Source organism: Janthinobacterium sp. 17J80-10, from assembly GCF_004114795.1.
Classification (GTDB): Bacteria; Pseudomonadota; Gammaproteobacteria; order Burkholderiales; family Burkholderiaceae_D; genus Paucimonas.
The window spans coordinates 3,895,668-3,915,139 of record NZ_CP035311.1 but is presented as its reverse complement, the minus strand read 5'-3'; the positions used below and the strand labels follow the sequence as shown (position 1 = coordinate 3,915,139).

Annotated in this window: 17 protein-coding genes and 1 tRNA gene; 5 read left to right on the top strand and 13 right to left on the bottom strand. The window is 60.7% G+C overall.

Translation table 11 applies throughout. The features are described 5' to 3' along the window. The first annotated feature begins 82 nt into the window (after positions 1-82). Entirely contained in the window at positions 83-1,579 is a 1,497-nt protein-coding gene (locus tag EKL02_RS17485; protein ID WP_206732421.1) for a phospholipase D family protein, read from the top strand. Between the two features lie 47 nt (positions 1,580-1,626). Further along, positions 1,627-2,058: an inner membrane protein YiaA gene (gene yiaA, locus EKL02_RS17480; RefSeq protein ID WP_128903220.1), complete on the top strand. Its 432-nt coding sequence runs from the start codon at positions 1,627-1,629 to the stop codon at positions 2,056-2,058. A gap of 5 nt (positions 2,059-2,063) precedes the next feature. Here the strand turns inward: yiaA and EKL02_RS17475 are convergent, their stop codons facing one another. The 5 genes from EKL02_RS17475 to EKL02_RS17455 all read right to left on the bottom strand — a co-directional run bounded on the left by EKL02_RS17475 (position 2,064) and on the right by EKL02_RS17455 (position 7,046). Continuing rightward, positions 2,064-2,492, bottom strand: coding sequence for a hypothetical protein (locus EKL02_RS17475; RefSeq protein WP_128903219.1), 429 nt, complete (start codon positions 2,490-2,492; stop codon positions 2,064-2,066). Between the two features lie 28 nt (positions 2,493-2,520). Further along, positions 2,521-3,126 (bottom strand): UbiX family flavin prenyltransferase, encoded by a 606-nt coding sequence (locus EKL02_RS17470; RefSeq protein ID WP_128903218.1) that lies wholly within the window; start codon positions 3,124-3,126, stop codon positions 2,521-2,523. Position 3,127: 1 nt separating this feature from the next. Next, positions 3,128-3,439, bottom strand: a complete 312-nt coding sequence (grxD, locus tag EKL02_RS17465; protein ID WP_128903217.1) for a Grx4 family monothiol glutaredoxin — start codon at positions 3,437-3,439, stop codon at positions 3,128-3,130. A gap of 58 nt (positions 3,440-3,497) precedes the next feature. Continuing rightward, positions 3,498-5,840: a Tex family protein gene (locus tag EKL02_RS17460; RefSeq protein WP_128903575.1), complete on the bottom strand. Its 2,343-nt coding sequence runs from the start codon at positions 5,838-5,840 to the stop codon at positions 3,498-3,500. A 180-nt stretch (positions 5,841-6,020) separates the two neighbouring features. Beyond that, positions 6,021-7,046 carry a GAF domain-containing protein gene (locus EKL02_RS17455; RefSeq protein ID WP_128903216.1) on the bottom strand — a complete coding sequence of 342 codons (1,026 nt, stop codon included), beginning with the start codon at positions 7,044-7,046 and terminating at the stop codon, positions 6,021-6,023. 146 nt (positions 7,047-7,192) lie between these two features. On the opposite strand from EKL02_RS17455, the gene EKL02_RS17450 reads away from it, so the two are divergent. Next, positions 7,193-8,476, top strand: coding sequence for a hypothetical protein (locus tag EKL02_RS17450; protein WP_128903215.1), 1,284 nt, complete (start codon positions 7,193-7,195; stop codon positions 8,474-8,476). Here the strand turns inward: EKL02_RS17450 and prmC are convergent. The 8 genes from prmC to EKL02_RS17410 form a co-directional block, all read right to left on the bottom strand. Then, on the bottom strand, positions 8,448-9,326 hold the full coding sequence (prmC, locus tag EKL02_RS17445; protein WP_241687754.1) for a peptide chain release factor N(5)-glutamine methyltransferase: 879 nt from the start codon (positions 9,324-9,326) through the stop codon (positions 8,448-8,450). The genes EKL02_RS17450 and prmC overlap by 29 nt on opposite strands. 11 nt (positions 9,327-9,337) lie before the next feature. Further along, positions 9,338-9,814, bottom strand: coding sequence for a disulfide bond formation protein B (locus tag EKL02_RS17440; RefSeq protein ID WP_128903213.1), 477 nt, complete (start codon positions 9,812-9,814; stop codon positions 9,338-9,340). A gap of 50 nt (positions 9,815-9,864) precedes the next feature. Continuing rightward, a complete protein-coding gene (gene prfA / locus EKL02_RS17435; protein ID WP_128903212.1) occupies positions 9,865-10,947 on the bottom strand; it encodes a peptide chain release factor 1 in 1,083 nt (360 codons plus the stop codon). Between the two features lie 114 nt (positions 10,948-11,061). Beyond that, entirely contained in the window at positions 11,062-12,351 is a 1,290-nt protein-coding gene (gene hemA, locus EKL02_RS17430; RefSeq protein ID WP_128903211.1) for a glutamyl-tRNA reductase, read from the bottom strand. 125 nt (positions 12,352-12,476) lie between these two features. Further along, on the bottom strand, positions 12,477-14,876 hold the full coding sequence (locus tag EKL02_RS17425) for a CHASE2 domain-containing protein (protein WP_128903210.1): 2,400 nt from the start codon (positions 14,874-14,876) through the stop codon (positions 12,477-12,479). A 26-nt stretch (positions 14,877-14,902) separates the two neighbouring features. Beyond that, positions 14,903-16,297 (bottom strand): FecR domain-containing protein, encoded by a 1,395-nt coding sequence (locus EKL02_RS17420; RefSeq protein ID WP_128903209.1) that lies wholly within the window; start codon positions 16,295-16,297, stop codon positions 14,903-14,905. A 63-nt stretch (positions 16,298-16,360) separates the two neighbouring features. Continuing rightward, complete coding sequence (locus EKL02_RS17415) at positions 16,361-17,050, bottom strand: response regulator transcription factor (protein WP_128903208.1); 690 nt, start codon at positions 17,048-17,050, stop codon at positions 16,361-16,363. Positions 17,051-17,263: 213 nt separating this feature from the next. Continuing rightward, positions 17,264-17,339, bottom strand: a tRNA-Phe gene (locus EKL02_RS17410). A gap of 129 nt (positions 17,340-17,468) precedes the next feature. Here EKL02_RS17410 and EKL02_RS17405 point away from each other — a divergent pair. Beyond that, the gene (locus tag EKL02_RS17405; RefSeq protein WP_128903207.1) at positions 17,469-18,665 is read left to right on the top strand and encodes a UbiH/UbiF family hydroxylase; all 1,197 of its coding nucleotides are present in this window, start codon (positions 17,469-17,471) and stop codon (positions 18,663-18,665) included. A 32-nt stretch (positions 18,666-18,697) separates the two neighbouring features. Then, complete coding sequence (locus EKL02_RS17400) at positions 18,698-19,423, top strand: DsbC family protein (RefSeq protein WP_128903206.1); 726 nt, start codon at positions 18,698-18,700, stop codon at positions 19,421-19,423. Positions 19,424-19,472 lie beyond the last annotated feature (49 nt).

Sequence of the window (19,472 nt, the reverse complement as noted above, 5' to 3'; positions counted from 1 at the left end):
TAATTTCACAATATATTTCAATGTGATACAGTTTCCCGACTCTGTAAACGTCGTTTAAGAAAAATAGACCGGGGATGGCAAATTGAATCGACTGATTGCCGCTGCACTGCTGTGCGTGCCGCTACTCGTGCCGGGCTGGCTACATGCCGAAGCCACGACGGCGATGCAGCTCGTGGCCAGCGAGATCGCGCGGCAAGAAGGCAAAAGCGGTGTCCATGTCCTCGATACGGGCACCGAGGCATTGATCACCCGCGCCTGGCTGGTGGAGCATGCCAAAGAGTCCATCGAAGTCCAGTACTTCATCTGGAGCACCGACAACATCGGCATACTTGCCGCGGAAGCCCTGTTGCGCGCGGCGGAGCGCGGCGTGCGGGTGCGCGTCATCGTCGACGACTTGCTCATCAAGGCGCCGGACAAGTCGCTGCTGGCGCTGGCACATCACCCGAACATCGATATCCGCATCTACAATCCGAAAAGTTCTGTCGGTGTCACCCTGCCGCAGCGCCTCCTGAATGCCGTCAGTGATTTTCGCGGCATTAACCAGCGCATGCATGACAAGACCTTCATCGTCGATGGCAAGATCGCAGTCACCGGCGGGCGCAACATGGCCGCCGAATACTATGATTACAACCACGCATTCAATTTCCGCGACCGCGATGTCTTGCTCCTCGGGGCGACCGTCAAGAACATGCAGGCCAGCTTCGAGCGCTTCTGGGCAAGTCCGCTCAGTGTCGCGGTCGAAGAGTTGTACAACGGCCTGGGGCTGATGCAGAAAAATGTCAGCGCGGACAGCAGCGAAGTGCAGGCGGTGTACCGCGAATTGCGGGCTTACGCGCAATTGCCGGAAAATTTTACGCCAGAAGTGCGCCAGGCGATTGCCGATGCGCCGGATGCATTTGCCGACATCGTGCGCCAGATTGTCTGGACCAGGGTCGACTTCATCAGCGATACGCCCGGCAAGAATGCCAATGTCTTTTCGCTCCACGGCGGCGGCTACAGTACGAATGCCCTGGCAGACATGGCGGCCGGCGCACAATCCCGCATTACCATCCAGTCGCCCTATCTGGTCCTGTCCAGCGAAGCCCTGGCGCTGTTCAAGGACGTACTCGCACGCGGCATCAAGGTGCGCATCAATACCAACTCGCTGGCATCCACCGATAACATTCCGGCATTCAGCGGCTATCGCAACCAGCGCAAGAAACTCCTGAAAATGGGTTTTGAAATCTTCGAATACAAGCCCTATCCGGAGGTACAGCAATCGCTCATGAACAGGTTCGAGGCAACCCGCAACAAAAAACTCGTATTCGGCCTGCATGCCAAGACCATGGTCGTGGATGGCGCCAGGGTCTATATCGGCACCTATAACTTTGATCCCCGTTCACAAAACCTCAATACCGAAGCCGGCGTCATCATTCATGACGAGACCGTCGCGCAAAAGGTGGAGGCGGCCATTGACGTCGACATGGCACCGGGTAACAGCTGGAATGCCGCTACCGACGATCCCGACAGCCACGTCCCGCTCGCCAAGCGCAGCAAGGTGCGCCTCTTGCAAAACCTGCCGATCAAGCCTTTGTTGTAACACTGTAAAACCACTAAATCTTTTATAACAAGCAAGGAGGAAATCGCATGGCACAGCAATCCTACAAACCCAGCGGGGCATTTATCGCAGCATCCTGGCTGGCCTTATTCATCGGCATCATCGTGTATCTGATGGGCATCTGGAATTCAACGATGCAACTGAATGAAAAGGGATATTACCTGGTGCTGATCCTGTACGGCCTTTATGCCGCCGTGTCGCTGCAAAAATCCGTGCGCGACAGGATGGAAGGCGTGCACGTCACCGGCATCTACTTTGGCCTGTCCTGGTTTTCGGTGGTCTGCGCGTTGACCCTGCTGGCGGTCGGACTGTGGAATGCCACCATGGCCTCGAGTGAAAAAGGCTTTTATGCCATGGCTTACGTGCTTAGCCTGTTTGCCGCGGTCGCCGTGCAAAAGAACGTGCGTGACGTATCGACACTGGAGGGTGGTGAAGCGGTGCGCAGGTTTGAGGAGGCTTGAGTCAGCTAGGCTGCGTTTGTCGGGGCTGACGTCCCGGCAGGCGCAGGGAAAGCAAAGCGGCCGCGCAAGCGGAACGTGGCTTCGGCGCTCTTGAGGGCGGTCCAGAAGATCAGCAGGGCCAGTGCCAGATTGCTGTTGCCTTCGAGCCTGGCCCCCGAATTGATGGCAAGTGTGAGGCCGGTACCCGCCAATGCATACAGCAACAGCACGACCGCTGCCGCCCGGCTTTGCCAGCGCAACAGGCAAAAGCCGCCCACGGCGAGAATGACGGTGTGAATCAGTAGGGATTGGCCGTACTTAAAGGAAAACGCCGCCTGCACCACTGCCCAGAACAGCATGGCGATGCCGCATTCGCGCGTCATGCTCCAGGCCGTCTGACGGTCGCAAATGCGCGCCAGCCAGGCGCTGGTTAGTTTCTCTTTTTTCTCAGCCATATTCTTTATATTCGGTAAAACGTCGGGTTCAAGTTTCGTTGGCACGCAGGCCTTGCCAGCGCGGAGCCAGCGCATGCTCGACGGCGAACAAATCCAGTACGCGTCCCAGGGTGTGATCCACCATGTCCTCGATGCTTTGCGGCTTGTGATAAAACCCGGGCAGCGGCGGGAAGACGATGCCGCCCATTTCGGTCACGGCGGTCATGTTGCGCAGGTGCGCCAGGTTGAACGGCGTTTCGCGCACCATCAGCACCAGTCGGCGGCGTTCCTTGAGCACCACGTCGGCCGCGCGCGTGATGAGGTTGTCGGACAGGCCATGGGCGACCGCCGCCAGGGATTTCATGGAACAGGGCGCCACCACCATGCCATCGGACTCAAACGAGCCGCTGGCGATCGCAGCGCCGACGTCGCGCACGTTATGCACGACATGTGCCAGCGCCTCGACATCCTTGCGGCCCAGATCCAGTTCCTGGTGGATGTTCAGCACGCCCGCATCGGATATCAGCAAATGGCTTTCCAGGCCGGGCATGTCGCGCAAGATCTGCAACAGGCGCACGCCATACACGGCGCCGGTGGCGCCTGTGATGGCGACGATCAGCCGCCGCGGTTTGACTGCGCCGGCTGATCCGGACATCTCAGTCCTTCAGCAGGCTCTGCAGTTCCCCCGACTCGAACATCTCGTTCATGATGTCGGAGCCGCCGATGAATTCGCCCTTGACGTAGAGCTGCGGAATGGTGGGCCAGTTGGAGAAATCCTTGATGCCCTGGCGCACTTCCGGGTTTTCCAGCACGTTGATGGTGACGATGTCGGTGGCGCCGGCGGTTTTCAGCAATTGCACCGCGCGGCTGGAAAAGCCGCATTGCGGGAATTGCGCCGTGCCTTTCATGAACAGCACCACCGGGTGCTGGGTCACGGTTTCCTTGATCCAGGTTTGTACGTCGCTCATAGTTGCCTCGCTAAAATTGATTCCATCATTATAAAAGTATCCGGGCCACGCTGCAGACTTACGACTTCAGCTTGGCAAAAGCCGCCGCCATGGCGCTGTTGCCCGTGGTTTCGCGCACGTTCTGATGCTGCGCCAGGCGCTTGGCGTCATTGCGGTCGCCGCGCTGGGCGGGGTTTGCGCCCGGCTGCGGCGGCGCATCCGACAGGCGCATGGTCAGCGCAATACGCTTGCGCTTTTCATCGACTTCCAGCACCTTTACCTTGACGACCTGGCCAGCCTTGACGACCGTGTGCGGGTCTTTCACAAAGGTATTGGACAGCGCCGAGATGTGCACCAGGCCATCCTGGTGCACGCCGATATCGACAAAGGCGCCAAAGGCGGCGACGTTGGTCACCACGCCTTCGAGGATCATGTCAGGACGCAGGTCGCGGATTTCCTCGACGCCTTCCTTGAAGGTCGCCGTGGTGAATTCCGGGCGCGGATCGCGGCCGGGTTTTTCCAGCTCCTTGAGGATATCGGTGATGGTGGGCACGCCGAACTTTTCATCGGCATATTTGGCCGGCTGAAGCGATTTCAGCAAGCCGGCTTCGCCAATCACGCTTTTCACATCCTTCTTGATGTCAGCAAGGATCTTTTCGACCAGCGGATAGGATTCCGGGTGCACCGCTGACGCGTCCAGCGGATTGTCGCCGCCCATGACGCGCAAAAAGCCGGCTGCCTGCTCAAATGTCTTGTCGCCCAGGCGCGGCACGTTGCGCAAGTCGGCGCGCGAGGCGAATATGCCTTTCATGTCGCGGTAGCTGACGATGCTTTGTGCCACGCTGCTGCTCAGGCCCGACACCCGCGCCAGCAGCGGCGCCGAAGCGGTATTCACATCGACACCGACGGCATTGACGCAATCCTCGACCACGGCGTCGAGCGAGCGCGCCAGTTGCGACTGGCTGACGTCGTGCTGGTATTGGCCAACGCCGATCGATTTCGGGTCGATCTTCACCAGTTCGGCTAGCGGGTCTTGCAGGCGGCGCGCAATCGACACCGCGCCGCGGATGGACACGTCCAGGTCCGGCAATTCCCGGGAAGCGAATTCCGAGGCCGAGTACACCGATGCGCCCGCTTCGGAGACGACAATCTTGGTGAGCTTCAGTTCCGGGCGCAGCTTGATCAGGTCCTGCGCCAGCTTGTCGGTCTCGCGCGAGGCGGTGCCGTTGCCGATCGAGATCAGCGACACCTTGTGCTTTTCCGCAAGCTGCGACAGCGCGTGCAGCGAACCGTGCCAGTCATTGCGCGGCTGGTGCGGATAGATGGTCGCGGTATCGACCACCTTGCCGGTGGCGTCAACAACGGCGACTTTCACGCCTGTGCGCAAGCCAGGGTCGAGTCCCATCGTGGCGCGCTGGCCTGCAGGGGCAGCCAGCAGCAGGTCCTTCAGGTTGCGCGCGAAGACATTGATCGCCTCGGTTTCCGCCTGCTCGCGCAGGCGCGTCATCAACTCGGTTTCCAGGTGCATGAACACTTTCACGCGCCAGGCCCAGCGCACCGTATCGGCCAGCCACTTGTCGGCGGCGCGACCTTCGTTGCGGATGCCGAACTGCTTGGCAATGCGTCCCTCGCAGGGGTTGTGCGGGGCATCCCACTTGGGCTTTTCTTCTTCGCTATCCAGGCGCAGCGCCACGTTCAGGATTTCTTCGCGGCGACCGCGGAACAGCGCCAGCGCACGGTGCGAGGGGATCGTGCCAAGGGTTTCCGAATAGTCGAAATAATCCGCAAATTTCTCGCCGGCTTCCTGCTTGCCGTCGACCACTTTCGATTCGACCACGCCGTGCTCGTTCAGGTATTCGCGCAAGGCTTGCAGCAGCGCCGCATCTTCGGCAAAACGCTCCATCAGGATTTGCCGGGCGCCATCCAGCGCCGCCTTGGCGTCTGCCACGCCGGGGTTGTCGCCATTGGGTGTAGTGAAGGCCGGCTTGAGGTACCTGGCGGCTTCTTCCTCCGGATTTTTGGCCGGGTCGGCTAGCAAGGCATCGGCCAGTTCCGTCAGGCCGGCTTCGGCGGCGATTTGCGCCTTGGTGCGGCGCTTCTGCTTGTACGGCAGGTACAGGTCTTCCAGGCGGGTCTTGTCTTCGGCATGGGTGATGGCGTCCAGCAGGGCAGGTGTCATCTTGCCCTGTTCTTCGATCGAGGCGATGACGGCGGCGCGCCTGTCTTCCAGTTCGCGCAGGTAGCGCAGCCGCTCTTCCAGCAGGCGCAGCTGGATATCGTCCAGGCCGCCTGTGGCTTCCTTGCGGTAGCGGGCGATGAAGGGTACGGTGGCGCCTTCGTCCAGCAGGGCGACGGCGGCGGCAACCTGGGCCGGCTTGGCGACGAGTTCGAGGGCTAAACGTTGTTCAATCGAGGGCAGCATGTCGTGACGAAATGAGGAAAACAAGCCGGACATGATACGCAATCCGCGCAATTGCGCCAGTCTTGACAGCCAGGATACCGACGATTTCTATGAAAAGTTGCCGAGGTGGAAAGTAAAAAGCAGCCGCGGAATTTTGAGGGGGCCGGCAAGCGAGATTAGCCGGAACAAGTGAATGCGCCTTCACCCGACCTTGCGCAGTGCGGTTCCCAGAAAGTCGGCAATCAGCTGCATGGTTTCAATTGCATTTTTGTCGAGGGCGACCGGCTGCCCGAGAGACAACAGCCACAGCACGCCGACCGGTTTTCCCGCTGCGCGGATTGGCAGCAGCAGGTAGCTGCGCACGGATTGCAGGGTTTGCAGAACTTCCCGGTCTTTGGCGGAGAAGGGCGCTTGCGACATGTGTTGCACGTCATCCACCATGAAATGATTATTTTGCGCATATACCACTGTCGTCAGGCCATCGCCGACATCCGGGGTAAAGCGCAGCCCGCTCATCCGATGCCAGCTTTCCTGCAAATGCGCGTAGCCCGGCTTGAAAACGTCATGGCGCAGCGCCAGCGCATCATCCTCGTGCAGTACAACGGCGGCCATGTCGAAATCGGTACGCCGCAGCAGGTAATTGCAAACGGGGTCAGCCGCTGCGCTCACCGATTCGCCCAGATTGCTGGCAGAAAGGGCGCGCAACAGTTCGTGCTGCTGCAGCAAGCCCGTATCGAGCACTTCCACCTGTTCATGTTCCAGTGCTGCGGCAATCGCCGGCGCGGCAGTCGCCAGCTTTTGTTCGATGACGGCCGAGGCCTCCGGCGAAATCGTGCCCCGGTCCAGGAAAGCGGAGAACACGCCGAGCACAGTTTCAGTACCATCGCGCTGCAAGCGTATTGGCCAGGCGGCAAAAGTGCTGAATTGCCAGCGCCGGTGCAAGTCCTGGATCGTCTCGGAATAGCTGGCCACGCTCTGCGCATCAATGATGTGCGCACGGTTTTCGGAAAAGCATAGCCCGCCGATGGTCGTGCCATTCGGCTGGAAACGGAAATTGCGCAATGCCGGCTCGATTTCCTGCAGGCGGGGCGGCAATTGCGCGCACTGGTTAATCAGCATGCCGTCAGCAGAATTCCAGAGCGCAATTGCATAACCATCGAAATCGTAGCTGCGCACGATATTCCCGGCAAGATTGGCAAGAATGTCGTCCAGTTCCAGAAAATCCATGCTGTTTGGTCTCCTGCTTTAGTATTTATATTGAGCGTGGTCAATTCTAGGGAATAAAGAACGCCGACGCCATCAGTTTCGGAGTAGAGCCGCTTGTGATGGCATAATCCTGCACAAACAAATCCAAAATGACAGGGAGTCGTCACATGGCCGTCAAGCCCCGGGAAACCGCCAACGTCCGCCACGCATCCGGCGCTATTCAGGGAAAGGCGGCCGAGGCACGCCCACCCCGCGTGGCGCTGGCCATCCAGGGGTCGTTCGGCCACATCGACTATGCCGCAGGCTTGCTGGATGCTTTCCGCGCCCATAATCATGGCTTGCATGGCGAGCATGCAAGCAGCGGCAAGCCGTTGGAGATTGTCGCCGCCTCCGGGTGTGTCGAAATGCTCACGCCGCTCTGGCTTTATCTTGCGGATCAAAAAGCAAACGAGTCCCTGCGCGCGCCCGTGCTCGAGGGCGACAAGCATTTGCCACCCTGGGCCCGGCAACGCATTGCCCCGCCTGCCGTGCGCCAGGATGCATGGCGCGGCTATCTTGCCGGCCTGACGGAGGCGCACAAGCGTTTCGCCAGCGCCAGCCTCAAGTACATGGATCGGGCGAACGGCGCGGCAGCGACCGCCGAACTGGCGGCTGCCTGGCAAAATTTTTGCATGTTCGGTTCCGGATTGCCCGGCCAGCTCGCCTTCAATCCCTTTTTCACGGCGAGCAAGGCCGCCGGGCTTGCCGCCTTGTGCGCCAGCCAAGCCGGGCCGACGGTATTTACCAACGCCACGCGGGCCAGGGATTTCCAGGAAATCTACCTCTATTCCGGCGCTGCGCCGAACGCCGAACAGCAGCGCGCCCTGACGGGGAAGGGGGAGCGGCGCCAGGCATTGCGGATGACACCCGATTATTTTTTCGCCAGCGGCGCGCGTCCTCCCTATATCGCCCCCATGCCGGTGACGGTGCAGGGCCAGACTGAACACTGGATGGAAGGCGCCATGCGCTGCAATCCGCCGCTGGTGCCGCTGATCGACATGGATGCCACGCATATCCTGTTGCTGCGTTTTTTCAGCAAGGATGTGCGCGAAGAGCCGAACAACCATGCCGAACTGAACGAGCGCTTTCTCGATGCGATTTTCAGCATTCCGCTGCAAAAGGAAATCGAAAGCATTGAGCTCAATAACCAGATCGCCCGCTGCATGGCGCAGGTGCCCCCCAGCGCACCTCTGGCCGAGAGCCTGCGCAAGCGCAGGGAAGTCACGATCCTCGACCCGGCAGATGGCAATAATATTGCAGCTTCGCCGGCGTATATCGAATTTCTCAGCGAAGAATTGACGGCGCTATCACACTACGATGGCCAGAGCCCGGCCCGGCGCGCACAGCTGTTCGAGCGCGGCGTCGAGGTGGGGCAGCAACTGATCAGGGATTTGCAGGCACACTTGCCGTAAGGTCGCGTGGCGCGGTCCCGCCCGAGACCCGTTCGATGCCTGCCAGGTCGCGCCAGCTTTGCACCTGGTTGAATCCCTGCGCTGCCAGCATCGACCGAACGGCCTGCGCCTGGTCGTAGCCATGTTCCATCAGCAGCCAGCCGCCCACGGCCAGATGTTGGCTCGCGCCCGATACGATCGTGCGCAAGTCCGACAGGCCGTCGGCATGGTCGGTCAGCGCATTGGCCGGCTCAAAGCGCAAGTCGCCTTGCGCCAGGTGCGGGTCGCCCTTCTCGATATAGGGCGGGTTGGAGGCAACGACATCGAAGCATTCGTTGCCTAGTCCGGCATACCAGTCGCTTTGCAGGAATGTCACGCTGGCCTGATTGCGGCCGGCATTTTGCTGCGCGATTGCAAGGGCCTCGGCACTGGCGTCCAGGGCGGTAACGCGAGCGTCCGGGCGCTGGTGTGCAATCGCCACGGCAATGGCGCCCGAGCCGGTACCCAGGTCGACGAGGCGACCGGCATGCGGCAGGCGTTCCAGCGCCAGTTCCACCAGCAATTCGGTGTCCGGTCGCGGGATCAGCACGGCAGGCGTGACGATGAACGACAATCCGAAAAATTCGCGCTCGCCGACTAGATAGGCTATCGGTTCGCCAGCCAGGCGGCGCTGGATCAAATTTTCCAGGCGCTGCGCTTCTGCTGCACTCAGTGGCCGCTCGGACTGGGTGATCAATTGCACGCGGGTGAGCGCCAGCGCATGGCTGGCAAGTATGCGGGTTTCCAGTGCCGGCAGCGGCGCCTGGCGCAGCAGGGCCGCCAGCGTGGCGCCGGCAACCAGGGTGAAATCGGGGGCGGATTCCTGCGCCACGATGGCGGAATTCAGCGCTGGCGCCGGAACACTGTCCAGCCGAGCACAATGGCCAGGATCACGAACCACACTGCCGACCATTGCGCTACCGACAGGCCCAGCAGGGGTGGGTATTCGGTCGTGCACAGGCCATCCGCCTTGAACAGGGACGGCAGCAACTCTGCGGTAAAAATCTTGTTGAGCGAGGTTTCCATCGGGTCGATGCCGCAGGAGACATTCGGGTTTGCCTTTACCCACAGCAGCCAGCCGGCGGCGCCGATGCCCCCCAGCGACGTCAGGAAAGCCAGGCCGGCGCCGGCGCGCGCAGCGCCCTGCGGCAGAAAGGAAGCGACCAGGCAGATCACCGCAATGGCGGCAAAAATGTAGCGCTGGATGATGCACCACGGGCAAGGCAGCATGCCCTTGGCCAGCTGCAGGTACAGGGCGGCACCGAGCAGGGCGATGGCGACGAGCGCGATGCCGATCAGGGTGGGTTTGGTCTTGTTCATCGTTGCTCCGTTGCTTAATCGTTGTTGAAATCGGGCGTTGCGGCAAGTGCCTATGCGCCTTCGCCCAGCTCTGCCAGCAGTTCCGCCTGGCGCTCGGCCGCCAGCGCCGTGGTCAATTCTTCCAGGTCGCCATCCATGATGAAGTCGAGCTTGTACAGCGTCAGGTTGATGCGGTGGTCGGTCATGCGGCCTTGCGGAAAATTATACGTGCGAATCCGTTCGCTGCGGTCGCCCGAGCCGATCAGCGACTTGCGCGTGGCAGCCTCTTTCGCCTGCTGCGCACGCAGCTGCACATCCTTGATGCGCGCGGCCAGCACCTTCATCGCCTGCGCCTTGTTCTTGTGCTGGCTGCGGTCATCCTGGCATTCGACCACGATGCCGGTGGGAAGATGGGTGATGCGCACTGCAGAATCGGTCTTGTTGATGTGCTGGCCGCCGGCGCCGGAGGCGCGGTAAGTGTCGATGCGCAATTCGGCCGGATTGATGTTGACATCCTCGACTTCATCGGCTTCCGGCATCACTGCAACCGTGCAAGCCGAGGTGTGAATGCGGCCCTGCGTTTCGGTAGCGGGCACGCGTTGCACGCGATGTCCGCCCGATTCGAATTTCAGCCTCGAATAGGCGCCGAAGCCGACGATGCGCACGATCACTTCCTTGTAGCCCCCTAGTTCGGAGGCCGATTCGGAAATCAGCTCGACCTGCCAGCGATTGCGCTCGGCAAAGCGCGTGTACATGCGCAACAGGTCGCCGGCGAAGAGCCCGGCTTCGTCACCGCCGGTGCCGGCGCGGATTTCCAGGAAAATATTGCGCTCGTCGTTGGGATCTTTCGGCAGCAGCATTTTCTGCAAGTCGATTTCCAGCTGCTCCATGCGTGCTTTGGCCGCAGTGATTTCTTCCTGGGCGAAATCCTTCATGTCCGGGTCGCCCAGCAATTCCTGCGCCGTTTCGACGTCATTGCTCGCCTGCGTGTAGGCCTGGTAGAGCTCGACCAGCGGGCCGAGCTCGGCGTGTTCGCGCGTGAGCTTGCGGTAAGAATCCATGTCGGCAGTGGCGTTTTCCTGCGTCAGCAGGTCGCCCACTTCCGCCAGGCGGTGGGTCAGCTGGTCGAGTTTGGCAAGCAGCGAAGGTTTCATGGGCGTATCCGGTTTGGGATCTTGGGTGAATCTGGGAATTTCGGGAGCCGGCGGGCATTGCGGCGAATCCGCTTCCCGTTTGATGCGGCTCAGATGGCCGCCGGGCAAACGCAGCTAGCGCTTGGTACGAAACAGTTGCGGCAGGAGTGTCGCCAGGCGTGCGCGCTCGTCGCCTTGCGCTTCGTGCAGGGCTTGTTGCGGGCCATGCAGGAACTTGGCGGTCAAGCCCTTCGACAGCGCTTCCAGCACGGTATCGATATCCTCGCCGCGCGCCAGCAGCCGGCGCGCGCGTTCCAGTTCTGCCAGTCGCAGGGTTTCGCTGGTTTCGTGCAAGTCCTGGATCAGCGGGACGACGGCGCGGCTGTCGACCCAGTGCATGAACGATTGCACGCGCGTTTCGATGATGGCTTCGGCTTGCGCGACAGCCGCCTGGCGGTTTTCAAGGCCGGTTTGCACGGCACTGGCGAGGTCATCCACGGTGTACAGGAACACATCGTCCATGCGCCCGACTTCGCTTTCGATATCGCGCGGCACCGCCAGGTCCACCATGAACATCGGCTTGTGGCGGCGTGCCTTGATTGCGCGCTCGACCAGGCCCAGGCCGATGATCGGCAGGGAGGACGCGGTGCAGGACACCACGATGTCGAATTTGGCCAACTGTTCCGGCAGCTCTGCCAGGCGGATGGCGCTGCCATTGAAACGGTGCGCCAGCGCCTCGCCGCGCTCCAGTGTGCGGTTGGCGATGGTCAGCGATTTCGGGTGCTGGGCAGCAAAGTGCGTCGCGCACAGTTCGATCATTTCGCCGGCACCGATGAACAGAACGTGCTGTTCGGCGATGGTGTCGAAAATCCGCTGCGACAGGCGTACCGCCGCGGCGGCCATGGATACGCTGTGGGCGCCGATGGCGGTGGTGCTGCGCACTTCCTTGGCAACGGCAAAGGTACGCTGGAACATCTGGTGCAGGTAAGTGCCCAGGCCGCCGGCTGCTTCCGCCTGGCGGACGGCATCTTTCATCTGCCCCAGAATTTGCGGCTCGCCCAGGACCATCGAGTCCAGGCCGGAGGCAACCCGGAAGGCATGGCGCACGGCGCCATCCTGCGGCAGGGAATAGAGATAGGGGCGTAGTTCCGAATAGGGCAGCTTGTGATAATGCGCCAGGAAATGGCCGGTCGCATCGATCGCTTCTTCCACGCTGCCGGCAGTTGCGCCGGCTGCGTAGAGTTCCGTGCGATTGCACGTCGACAGGATCGCCGCCTCCTTGCCGGCTTCTGCCGTGCCATCACGTCCAAACCAGGTGCGCGCAGACGCCACCGCCTGACCAATCTGATCGGCAGGAAAGGCGACCTTCTCGCGCAGGGAAAGCGGCGCGGTGGTGTGATTGAGGCCGACGGCAAGAAATTGCATTTCGGACTATAAACTGCTGGAGATAATGCAGCATTATAGCCGCTTGCACCGCAGCATGAGCATAACTGGCGGTGTGGGCGGAAAATGTGATCAAGGCAACAATGTTCTTGCGCCGGACGGCTGCTTCATGCCGGTAAAGCGCTGGGCAAATCAATGGTAAAGGTGGTGCCTTCCCCGACTTTGCTGGCGAAGCGGATTTCTCCCAGGTGGCGTTCCACCACCGTCTTGACGAACACCAGGCCCAGGCCGATGCCTTCGTGGCGTGGCTGGTTTGGCAACTCCAGGCGCTGGAAGCGCCGGAACAATTTGAGCTGGTCGTGCGGCGCGATACCATAACCCTGGTCGCTGATGCTGCACACCACGTGTGCGCCTTCCAGCGTGTTTTGCAGGTGGACTTCGCACGTCACGCGAGTGCCTGTCGGGCTGTAGTTGATGGCGTTGGAAATCAAGTTAACCAGCGCGCGCGTCATCAGGGAGCGGTCGGCACGTACCGGGTAGTCGCCGTCCTGGATGTCGGTTACCAGTTCAATCTGCTTGCTCTTGGCCAGCGACCACATTTCATCCGTGGCATCAAAGAGCATTTCCTGGAAATCGACTTCTTCCAGCCGGTATTCGTGCGATTCGGCGCGTGCCAGTTGCACGAAGTTGTCGGCCAGTCCCAGCGTCTTGCGCGTGGCCTTTTCGATGCGGGCAAATAATTCGGGCTGCGTCAGCGCGGAAGCCGGGTCGTGCTGCAATTCCAGCAGCGCCAGGATCGATGCCTGCGGTGCGCGCATGTCATGCGACAGGAAGCGCAGGGTTTCGTCGCGGCTGCGTTCGGCGGCGCGAATCGGTGAAATATCGATCACGCTGACAATCCAGCCAGACAATTCGTTGCTGGCCGAGTGGCACGGCGCGCTCTTGATCAAAAGATCGCGCCCTTGCTGGTCCTGGGTGCTGACGCCATCGGTCAGCAGCGGTACATATTTAAGGTCCAGCAATTGCCACCAGTCGAAGCGCGTGCTGATGGTTTGATTGATGGGTTCGGGCGCTGCCAGCGTGGAAAACAGGTAAGGCAGCAGCGCACCCTGGACGTCCTGGTGGCCGGCGAGCGCGAAATACTGGTTGGCATGCTTGTTGGCCAGCAGAACATGGCCATCCACTGTCGTCACCAGCGTGGCATCCGGCAGGCTGTCGAGGTTATCCGAAATGAACTGGCGCAAGTCGCGTACCCGTCGTGCCGCCGTTTCCATGGCGTTCATGCGCCGTTCCAGCACGTCTTCGATGATGGTGTTGCTGCTGGCAAGTTCCGGCAGCACATGCGGCTCCTGATCCAGTCGTATGAATTCCTTGCCAAGGTAATCGATGGCGGCTTCCAGGCGGCGCCAGCTCCACAGCGGATAAGACACCAGCAGCGTCAGCAGGGCCGCAGCCGGTGCGAACCAGACGCCCAGACGCAGGGCAAGAAAACTGGAGACGAGGGTTAGCGCCAGCATGACGACGTTGAGCAGCAGCGCCAGGCGTGGCGACAGCAGGAAGTAGCCAAACACTGCCACCAGCACGGGAAGAGTGGAAAACAATGCCGCCTGCCATGGTTTGGCGATCGCAATTGCCTCCTGGTCCAGCAGGCTGGCAAGGATGTTGGCGTTAATTTCGATGCCTGCCATCGCGCCGGCCCCGCCTGATACCGGTGTGGGATAGGAGTCAGTCATGCCGATGGCCGTGGCGCCGATCAGCACGTATTTATCAGTAAAAAATTGCGGCGGAACTTCACCGCGCAATACGGAAACATACGGGATCGAGCGGAAGTGGCCGTTATTGCCGGCAAACGGGATATGCAGCCTGCGGCTGCGCTGCCAGTGCCCGAATTTGGTGGCTTCGCCGGCAACCGGCGCCGGGGCCTGCATGCCGGTCAGGCGCAAGTTGCCGCGCTCCTGCCCGGCTTCGCCCAGTTGCAGCAAAGCCAGGGAAAAATGGGGCCACCAGATGCCATTCTGGCCTTCGAACAGATAGACACTGCGCACGACGCCATCATTGTCATGCTCCAGATTGATGTGGCCGAACGCGCGCGTGCTCTTGGCAATGCCGGCTGTGGGCAAGACTGCGCTCAGGCCGGTGCCGGTATTGGCCATTACCACGGGCAGCACGGTGCGCTGGTTCTGCTGGAGGGTCGTGGCCAGCGCCTTGTCGCCAGAACGGCTATTGTCGCCTTGCGTCACTTCCGGCTCGGACATGATTACGTCCAGTCCGATGGCGCGCGGCCGCGCAGCGGCGATCTGGGCGATCAGATCGGCGTGCAGGGTGCGCGGCCAGGGCCAGCGACCCAGTTGCCCCAGGCTATAGTCATCAATGGAAACGATCAGGATATCGTCGCGCGCCACCCGGCCACTTTGGGACAGGAACTGGTCGTATAGGGTCTGGTCCAGCCGGCCCAGGCCGTTTTGCCAGCCCAGGCCCGCCGCCAGCAGCACCATTGCAACCAGGATCGACAACCATTCGCGTACCGCAAGGCGACGTACCAAGGGGGAAAGCCAGTTTGATTTCATGAAAAGCGATTGTTGCTGGACGCGTCTCAGCGCGCAGCAGCGTTCCTCGCATTGACGGGATTGCCGTCATGGATGATCCACTGGTCGGTCACCACGAATGGCTGGGCTGCCGAATAGGGGCTGGCGCTGCCGTCAGGATTGTTGACTTGCACCCGGGCGTAATAGGTGCCGAATGCCGGGCGCGGGAATCGTGCTTCCGGCACAGCTGTCTTGCTGGAATAGACCAGCCATGAAAATGCCAGGTCGCGCGCTACTTGCACTGTGAATTGCTGCCCCGGCGCGCCAGTCCAGCGCAGCGCCAGTTGCTTCGATTCGCCTGCTTCGACCGTGGGGGACGCGGGTGACGGGCCGGACGCGGCCGGCTGGGCGGCCCCAAGCGTGAAGGCATGGGTGCTTGCCGGGCCTTCCAGGCCGAGCTTGTCGATCGCCGAGATGCGCGCATAGTAGCTGCCGTTGGGCAGGCCGTCGAGCTTCATGCGCGTGTCCCTGGCATGGCCTTCGAGCAGGATGTTTTTCGCTTCCAGGTCAGTGGCAATCTGGACATGGTAACCGCGGGCGCCGGCAACCGGCGTCAGTACGAACTGTGCGCTGTTCTGCTCCTGACGCACCGGCGCACTTGCCAGTTGCGGCGTTGGCAGCAAGTCGACCGGCTTGCCAACGGCCTTGGCATTGGTGATGTTGCCCTGGCCGCCGTTAATGTGCTGGCCGCTGCGGCCGCTCTGGCGTTCCACTTCAACCTTGCCCGACAAAACTTCGGTCGCCATGCCGTTTTCGCTGATGCCGACCCGGAACTGGGTGCCGCGCACGCCCGCCACCGCCATCGGCGTGCGTACCTCGAAGCGCCCCTTGTTTTGCTCCAGCGGCGCGACTTTCGATTCGACCTTGCCGTTCAGGAGCAAGATCTCGGTGCGCGGACTCTTGGTGTAGCGTGCCATGCGCAGCTTGGCGATACGGATGCGGCTGTTGGAAGGCAGCGAAATACGCGACTGGTCAGGCAGTTCCAGGGTCAGGAAGCTGTTGTTGCCGGTATCGATCTGCATACCCTCGGTGATTTTTGCGCCCAGCGCCAGCAGCAGCGGCTGGCCTTCCGAGCTTGCCGTGATGTTGCCGGACAGTGCAATCACCCGCGCTTCGCTGGGTTCGTCCTGCAGCAGGTCGGCCGGAATCGTGATCGGCGTGCCGATCGGGATGGCAGTGTCGCTGCCGATGTTGTTGACTTTGCTGAGCGTGACCCAGTTGTCGATGCGGGTCGTAAAGCGCTCGGCGATCGACATCAGGGTGTCGCCGGCGCGTGTGGCATAGACAATGCTGGCGCGATTGACAGTGACTTGCTGGCTGGCTGGATTGCTGTTGGCGAATGCCGCGGGCGAGCCGCCTGCAAGAAACAGCATCAGGAAGAATTGAAGGACTATGGTGCGCATGCTGGCTCCCCGCGCATGCCTGCAGACCCGCTGGACTGGTGCCCGGCGTGTCAGATCAGCGCTTTATTCGGTTATCTGTTCCAGACGATAACCGTAACTATACACTGGTGCCAGCCGAAAACCATTTTCTGGACGCAACTGTAGCTTGCTGCGCACACGCGAGACATGGGTATCCATGGTGCGCGAGGGGATATCGACGTCACGCGACCACACCGCTTCAAGGATATAGGCGCGTGATAGGGGGCGTCCAAGGTTACGGAAAAACAGCAGTGCGAGGTCGAATTCCTTTTGCGTCACTTCGATTGCCTGGCCGTTGGCGGTGAGTCGGCCGGTGCGCGGCTCGAAGACATACTGGTTGAACTGGATCTGTTCGGCGCTGGCCTGGTTGGGGTAGGCGCGCCGCAGCAGGGCCTGCACGCGCGCGGTAAGTTCGCCGCGGCGGATCGGCTTGATCATGTAGTCGTCGGCGCCGGCTGCCAGGCCGGCGACGATATCGTCCTCGCCCGAGCGGCTGGTCATGAACAGCACCGGCAGGTTGGGCGACAGTTTTTCGCGGGCCCATTGCAAAACTTCGGGGCCGCTCAGGTCCGGTACCTGCCAGTCGATGATCAGCAGGTCGAAGCTTTCACGACGCAGCTGGTTCAGCATCTCTTTGCCGCTCTGGAACGGGTAGCAGGTATGGCCAGCCGATTTCAGCACCTGGCATACCAGGTCGGTCTGGCTGTGGTCATCATCCAGCACTGCGATACGCATAAAGTCGCCTCGGAAGTCGTTTTAACTTGGAATGCTTCTAATCTACCAAGATTTACTGATGCAGGGAATTTGTAAATTTCAGATTGACAATATTTAACATGAATCGCGCAACAGGTCGGTTTTGATGCCTTCCCGTTCAGGAAGGTGGCCGAGGCGATTTTTGCGAGGAGAGGAAACGAAAAGGCCAACCGCAATGGGTTGGCCTTTTGTACTTGGTGGCCCGGGGCGGAATCGAACCACCGACACAAGGATTTTCAATCCTCTGCTCTACCGACTGAGCTACCAGGCCAAGATCCGAGATTATAGCAAAACAATTTGTTTCCGCAAAGAGCCTGATGAAAAAGGGAGAAAAAAGGCGAGCGGCTATAATGGTGTAGTAAATAGCAGCACTTTCGAACACTCTTGACGGTACGTTCTCATGCATTCGCAAACCGACATTTGTATTATTGGTAATGGCGTCATCGGCAAGGTTGCCGCCCTGGGGCTGGCGCAAGCCGGCCTGCGCGTCAGCCTTTTGTGCGGCACGGCTTCTCCTGCAGCGGGTGCCGTGGATGCTCCCTGGGATGTGCGGGTTTATGCCGTCAATCATGTCGCGCACAAATTATTATCATCCGTGAAGGTGTGGGATGCACTGCATGCCGACCGCATTGCTCCGGTCGATGCGATGGATGTCCGGGGCGACGGTACGGAGCCTGCCGGCCATCTGGCATTCGATTCCTACGGTGCACGGGTGGGCGAGCTGGCCTGGATTGTTGAAGATGCCAATTTGAACCAGGCGCTGGATGCCGCCCTGAAGTTTGCCTCGAACGTCCACATGGTGCATGGCCGGGCAGTGCAGCTACAGACAGATACACAAGCCGCGCAGGTGTCGCTGGACAATGGCGATACGCTGTCTGCCGCCCTGCTGGTCGGTGCCGACGGCGCCCACTCCTGGGTACGTCACCAGTGCGAAATCGGCATGGATTACCGGCCCTATGGCCAGCGCGCCATCGTCACTAACTTTACTTGCGAAAAGCCGCACCGCGGCGTGGCCTATCAATGGTTTGCGGGAGAGGAGGGCATCATTGCCCTGCTGCCGCTGCCGGGCGAGCGCGTGTCGCTGGTCTGGTCGGCGCCGGAAGTGCTGGCAGAGCGCCTGCTGGCCGATCCCCTGGAGCAGCTGGCGCAGCGCCTTGGACATTATTGTGCCGGTCCGCTCGGACGCTTGACGCCGCTCCTGCCCGAAGCAGTCAAATCATTCCCCCTGGCGCTCATCCGCCCCCATGCGATCACTGCGCCGCGCGTAGCGCTGGTGGGCGATGCGGCGCACGTCGTACATCCGCTGGCGGGCCATGGCATGAACCTCGGCTTTGCCGACGTCGCCACCCTGCTGAAGGTGCTGGATGAACGCGAACCGCAGCGCGATTGCGGCGATGCCCGCGTGCTGGGACGTTATGCGCGCGCGAGAAAGGAAGACATCCTGCTCATGCAGCTTGCGACCGACGGTCTGGAGCGCCTGTTTGCCAGCGATTTCGCGCCGTTGCGCATCGCCCGCAATCTTGGATTAAACTTTGTCGATCGTTTGCCTTTCGTGAAAAGGCAGTTAATCTCCCACGCGCTGGGCCGCCCCTCCTGAGGGCAGCAGGCGCATCTGAATCAGGAAACTACATGAATAGCATCAAACTGGCAGCAATCGGTTTGTTTGGCCTCGTCTGCGCCCCGGTCTTTGCACAAGGTGCGGAAGAAGCCGCGGTCAAGAAGCTGATTGAACCCCGCCTGGGCGAACGCGCCAAGGTGGTGTCGGTCACCAGGACGCCGTATTCCGGCCTGTTTGAAATTCGTACCGACAGCAACGACATCCTGTACACCGATAAAAAAGCGCAATACCTGTTCGTCGGCCGCGTCATCGATACCACCACCTACGAAGACTATACCAAGGCCCGCGTCGACGACATCAGCAAGGTCAAGTTTTCCGAACTACCTTTCGATTCCGCCCTCAAGATGGTCAAGGGCAATGGCAAGCGCGTGCTCGCCATCTTCGAAGATCCGAACTGCGGCTACTGCAAACGTTTTCGCCATACTCTGAAAGACATGGACAACGTAACAGTCTATACCTTCATGTACAACATCCTGTCGGAAGATTCCATCGCCAAATCGAAAAACGTCTGGTGCAGTGCCGATCGCCAGAAAGCCTGGGATGACTGGATGTTGAACAACAAGGTGCCGGCAGATGCTCCGGAGAACTGCCTCACCAATCCCCATGACAAGATATTGGCGCTGGGGCGCAAGCTGAATATCACCGGTACGCCAACCATCTTCTTTGCCGATGGCTCGCGCATTCCCGGCGCAGTCGACCTGAAAGCGGTCGAGGCCAAGCTCGCGTCGATCAAGTAAGCAACTTCCGACCTGCATGCCCGCCGCCATGGCGCCCGGAAGTTCGTTT

Excerpts from the sequence above, each read along its gene's own strand:
- hemA (WP_128903211.1), bottom strand. The coding sequence starts at position 12,351 with ATGCAATTTCTTGCCGTCGGCCTCAATCACACCACCGCGCCGCTTTCC.
- EKL02_RS17470 (WP_128903218.1), bottom strand. The coding sequence starts at position 3,126 with ATGTCCGGATCAGCCGGCGCAGTCAAACCGCGGCGGCTGATCGTCGCC.
- EKL02_RS17475 (WP_128903219.1), bottom strand. The coding sequence starts at position 2,492 with ATGGCTGAGAAAAAAGAGAAACTAACCAGCGCCTGGCTGGCGCGCATT.
- EKL02_RS17420 (WP_128903209.1), bottom strand. The coding sequence starts at position 16,297 with ATGCGCACCATAGTCCTTCAATTCTTCCTGATGCTGTTTCTTGCAGGC.
- EKL02_RS17415 (WP_128903208.1), bottom strand. The coding sequence starts at position 17,050 with ATGCGTATCGCAGTGCTGGATGATGACCACAGCCAGACCGACCTGGTA.
- prfA (WP_128903212.1), bottom strand. The coding sequence starts at position 10,947 with ATGAAACCTTCGCTGCTTGCCAAACTCGACCAGCTGACCCACCGCCTG.
- EKL02_RS17455 (WP_128903216.1), bottom strand. The coding sequence starts at position 7,046 with ATGGATTTTCTGGAACTGGACGACATTCTTGCCAATCTTGCCGGGAAT.
- yiaA (WP_128903220.1), top strand. The coding sequence starts at position 1,627 with ATGGCACAGCAATCCTACAAACCCAGCGGGGCATTTATCGCAGCATCC.
- EKL02_RS17450 (WP_128903215.1), top strand. The coding sequence starts at position 7,193 with ATGGCCGTCAAGCCCCGGGAAACCGCCAACGTCCGCCACGCATCCGGC.
- EKL02_RS17405 (WP_128903207.1), top strand. The coding sequence starts at position 17,469 with ATGCATTCGCAAACCGACATTTGTATTATTGGTAATGGCGTCATCGGC.
- EKL02_RS17440 (WP_128903213.1), bottom strand. The coding sequence starts at position 9,814 with ATGAACAAGACCAAACCCACCCTGATCGGCATCGCGCTCGTCGCCATC.
- EKL02_RS17400 (WP_128903206.1), top strand. The coding sequence starts at position 18,698 with ATGAATAGCATCAAACTGGCAGCAATCGGTTTGTTTGGCCTCGTCTGC.
- grxD (WP_128903217.1), bottom strand. The coding sequence starts at position 3,439 with ATGAGCGACGTACAAACCTGGATCAAGGAAACCGTGACCCAGCACCCG.
- EKL02_RS17425 (WP_128903210.1), bottom strand. The coding sequence starts at position 14,876 with ATGAAATCAAACTGGCTTTCCCCCTTGGTACGTCGCCTTGCGGTACGC.
- EKL02_RS17460 (WP_128903575.1), bottom strand. The coding sequence starts at position 5,840 with ATGCTGCCCTCGATTGAACAACGTTTAGCCCTCGAACTCGTCGCCAAG.